Here is a 4,084-nt window from a genome sequence, read left to right as displayed (position 1 = left end):
GGGTAGAGATCTCAACTCGTCTCCATTGAGCGCAACCTATCGCACCGTATCTCAGCAGGTCAGACCCCATTCCGCCTGGAGTGCCCAGGGCGATGCCCCTTTGGGGCCGATTAGCCCAGCCCATGAAGCCACTTCACGCTCAACTGGCGTTCGATGCTGGCCCGGGGCATCGCGGTGGTCGGTCCGACGGTGCAACTGGAGCTGGACGTCCAGGCGATGTACCGGACCCACGACACCCCGACCCCGCCGGAATAATCCCTGGCCCGGCTCCCTCCGCCCTCCCTACACTCACCGAGTACCCGGCGCCGCCCACGACGTGAGCGGCGGCGCACCGTCGTGACGAACGAAGGGAGACGGCCATGCGTGACCGCACCGCTGCCACCGTCTCCCTGCCGCGCTACGAGGTGATCCTCGTGTCCTCGTCGCTCCGGTGCCCGCTGCGCGGCGGGCACCGGATGACCGGGACGAACGTCTGAACAGCATGTGCCGCAGCTTGCTGACGTGGAGTCAGCAAGCTGTGCACTGCATGTCGCCATGCCCGCCTCGCCCGGTAATCGCGCTGCCCCTTTCCTGAACCTTTCGAAAGGCCCTGGGCCGTGCGCATCAACCACAACCCGCTCGCCGTCGTCCGCAACCTCGGCATCCTCGCCCACGTCGACGCCGGCAAGACCACCGTCACCGAACGGATCCTGTTCGCCACCGGAACCACGCACAAGCGCGGCGAGGTCCACGACGGCACGACCGTCACCGACTTCGACCCGCAGGAGCGGGACCGGGGCATCACCATCTTCGCCGCGGCGGTGAGCTGCGCCTGGGACGGTCACCGGATCAACCTGATCGACACCCCGGGGCACGTCGACTTCGCCGACGAGGTGGAGCGGGCGCTGCGGGTCCTCGACGGTGCGGTGGCGGTGTTCGACGCGGTGGCCGGGGTGGAGCCGCAGAGCGAGTCGGTGTGGCGGCAGGCAGACCGGCACGGCGTGCCGAGGATCGCGTTCGTCAACAAGATGGACCGCGCCGGTGCCGACCTGGACACGGCCGTCGCGTCGATCAGGGATCGGCTGCACCCGGCGCCGCTGGTCGTGCAGTTGCCCATCGGCTCGGAGGACACCTTCACCGGCGTCGTCGACCTCGTACGCATGCGTGCCCTGCGGTGGGCCGACGGCGATGCCGTCGAGGAGGCGCCGGTGCCGGACGACCTCCGGGACGAGGCCCTCGCACGGCGCCGGGCGCTGGAGGAGGCCGTGGCGGAACTCCATCCGGGCGCCCTGGAGGAGTTCTGCGACACGGGCACGCTGACCGAGCGGACCCTCTCCTCGGCGCTGCGGGACCTGACCCGGGACGGTGACGGCGTGGTCGTGCTGTGCGGCTCCGCGTACCGCAACCGCGGTGTCGAGCCGCTGCTCGACGCGGTCGTGGCCTATCTGCCGTCGCCGCTGGACGTGCCGCCGGTCAGAGGCACGTCCAGCGGCGACGACCAGGAGCGGCCCGCGGATCCGGCGGCACCACCGGCCGCCCTCGCCTTCAAGGTGCACGCCACCCCGACAGGACGGCTGACCTACCTGCGGATCTACTCCGGGACGATCGAGAAGGGAGACACCCTGTGGGACGCGAGCGCGCGCCGCACCGAGCGGATCGGCCGCATCCTGCGCGTCCAGGCCGACCGGCACGCACCGCTGGACCGGGCGGTCGCCGGGGACATCGTCGCCGTCATCGGGCTCAAGTCGGCCCGCGCCGGCTCGACCCTGTGCGCGCCGGACGCCCCGCTCGTCCTGGAACCGCCGGGTGTTCCCGAGCCGGTGGTGTCGGTCGCGGTCGAGTCGCGCGGGGCCGGCGACACCGACCGTCTGGCGTCCGGGCTGGCCCGGCTGACCGAGGAGGACCCCTCGCTGGTCGTGCGGACCGACCCGGAGACAGGGCAGACGGTGCTGTCGGGCATGGGTGAACTGCACCTGGAGGTGGCGGTGGAGAAGCTCCGGCGCGAGCTGGGACTGGAGGTCAACGTCGGCCGCCCCCGGGTCAGTTACCGGGAGACCGTCGCCCGGGGCGTGTCCGGGCTGGTCTATCGGCACGTCAAACAGGACGGCGGGGCGGGACAGTTCGCCCATGTCGTCCTCGACGTGGAGCCGTATGAGGAGGGCGGGTTCGCCTTCCGGTCTGCCGTCGTCGGCGGACGCGTGCCGCAGGAGTACGTCCGGGCGGTCGAGGCGGGCTGCCGCGACGCCCTCGCCGAGGGGCCGCTCGGCGGGCACCCGGTGACGGGGGTGCGCGTCACGCTCACCGACGGGTCGACCCATGTGAAGGACTCGTCGGACACGGCGTTCCGCACGGCCGGCCGCCTCGGCCTCCGCGAGGCTCTGCGTGCCTGCGCGATGGTCCTGCTGGAGCCGGTCGTCGAGGTCACGGTCACCGTGCCCGAGGACGCGGTGGGCGGCGTGCTCGGCGACCTCGCCGCCCGGCGTGGCCGGGTGACCGGCTCGGTCACCCGCGCGGGCACGGCGGTCGTCACGGCCACCGTGCCGCTGGCCGAACTCTTCGGTTACGCGACCCGCCTGCGCAGCCGCACCCAGGGCCGCGGCACCTTCACTGCCCGGCCCACCGGCTACGCGCCGGCGCCGGTCGCGACGCCGGTGCGGTAGCAGCACGGCGGTCGGCCCCTCCCCGGAAGAGGAGGGGCCGACCCGCTCACGGTAGGACACCACCGTCGACGGCACGGTGGACGGCTGACAGCCCGGCGGATATCCGGTTGCCCCGTCCTCCGCCTCCTGCCACCCTCGCGCCCATGCCCACTTTCACCGCCCCCGACGGCACCACCCTCGCCTACCACGCGACGGGGGACGGCCCGCCTCTGGTCTGCCTCCCCGGTGGCCCGATGCAGGACTCGGTCTACCTCGGGGACCTGGGCGGCCTGACCGCCCACCGCACCCTGATCCGGCTGGACCTCAGGGGCACCGGAAGTTCGGCTGTGCCGGGGGACACGGCGTCGTACCGCTGTGACCGGCAAGTCGCCGATGTCGAGGCGCTGCGCGAGGAGCTGGGCCTGGAGCGGCTAGACGTGCTCGCGCACAGCGCCGGTGCCAATCTGGCCGCGCTGTACACGGCCCGCCATCCGGACCGCGTGGGCCGGCTCGTCCTGGTCACGCCCAGCGTCTTCGCCGTCGGCCTCGACATCGCCGCCGAGGACCGCCTGGAGACGGCACGCCTGCGCCGGGACGAACCGTGGTTCGCCCCGGCGCAGGCGTCCTTGGAGGCCATCACGGCCGGCCGGGCGACGGCCGCCGACTGGGACGCCGTCGCCCCCTTCTGGTTCGCCCGCTGGGACGACGAGGCCCGGGCCTTCCGTGCGGCTGAGCAGCGACAGCGCAACGACGAAGCCGCCGCGCGCTACGCCTCCGAGGGTGCCTTCGACCCCGACGCAACCCGGAGTGCCCTTGCCGCGTTTCCCTCACCGGTTCTCGTCCTCGCCGGGGAGTACGACGTGGCGGGGCCTGCGCGCGTGATGAAGGAGTACGCGGGGCTGTTCCCGAGCGCCGAGTTGGTCGTGCAGAGCGGGGCGGGGCACTTTCCGTGGCTGGACGACCGGGGGCGGTTCGTGACGGCCGTGGTGGCTTTTCTGGACGAGGGCGGCGGCGTCAGCAGTCCCTGAACTCCGGCGACTGGTTCAGGATCTGGGACCGCACGGACGTGAAGCGCGCGTACGTCTCCCCGTCCCGCGACTCCGGGCGGAACGCCGCCACGCGGTGGCAGTTCTGGAAGGCCAGCGTGATGCCGAAGTGGCGTTCCAGGCTGGTGCGGATCGCGTCGCTGGCGAGGGCGCGCAGGAGTTGGCCGCGCTCCTGTTCCGACGGGGGAGGGGTCTGGTTGTCGGTGAAGTCGGACTGGCCGTCGTGGAGTTCGGTGGCCAGGGAGGCGATCAGGTCGTAGGCGTAAGGGAGGGACGTGCGGACCGTGTCCACGAAGTCCTCCTCGCGGATGTCACCCTGCTCGGCTTCGGCGAGGAGCTTCGGGGAGACGTCGAGAGACATGGGGGGTGTCGTCCTGTCTGTTGGCGGTAGGGCGGTAGGGCGGTAGGGGAGGCGGGAGG

3 protein-coding genes and 1 pseudogene are annotated in these 4,084 nt (G+C 72.2%); 3 read left to right on the top strand and 1 reads right to left on the bottom strand.

Annotation, left to right across the window (positions count from 1 at the left end; translation table 11 throughout):
- Positions 1-132: 132 nt before the first annotated feature.
- From CA983_RS49755 to CA983_RS41240, 3 genes and pseudogenes are all read left to right on the top strand, one after another.
- Positions 133-255 (top strand): annotated as a pseudogene (locus CA983_RS49755) (YceI family protein); the annotation flags it as partial.
- Positions 256-596: 341 nt separating this feature from the next.
- Positions 597-2,639: an elongation factor G gene (gene fusA, locus CA983_RS41245; protein WP_208637162.1), complete on the top strand. Its 2,043-nt coding sequence runs from the start codon at positions 597-599 to the stop codon at positions 2,637-2,639.
- Between the two features lie 143 nt (positions 2,640-2,782).
- Positions 2,783-3,646 carry an alpha/beta fold hydrolase gene (locus tag CA983_RS41240; protein WP_086605787.1) on the top strand — a complete coding sequence of 288 codons (864 nt, stop codon included), beginning with the start codon at positions 2,783-2,785 and terminating at the stop codon, positions 3,644-3,646.
- Here the strand turns inward: CA983_RS41240 and CA983_RS41235 are convergent.
- Positions 3,633-4,025 (bottom strand): SCO5389 family protein, encoded by a 393-nt coding sequence (locus CA983_RS41235; RefSeq protein ID WP_086605786.1) that lies wholly within the window; start codon positions 4,023-4,025, stop codon positions 3,633-3,635. The two genes, CA983_RS41240 and CA983_RS41235, sit on opposite strands and share 14 nt — an antisense overlap.
- Positions 4,026-4,084 lie beyond the last annotated feature (59 nt).

The sequence above is a fragment of the Streptomyces swartbergensis genome, from assembly GCF_002148965.1.
In the GTDB taxonomy this organism is placed as follows: domain Bacteria; phylum Actinomycetota; class Actinomycetes; order Streptomycetales; family Streptomycetaceae; genus Streptomyces; species Streptomyces swartbergensis.
This window is presented reverse-complemented; position numbering and strand designations above follow the sequence as displayed.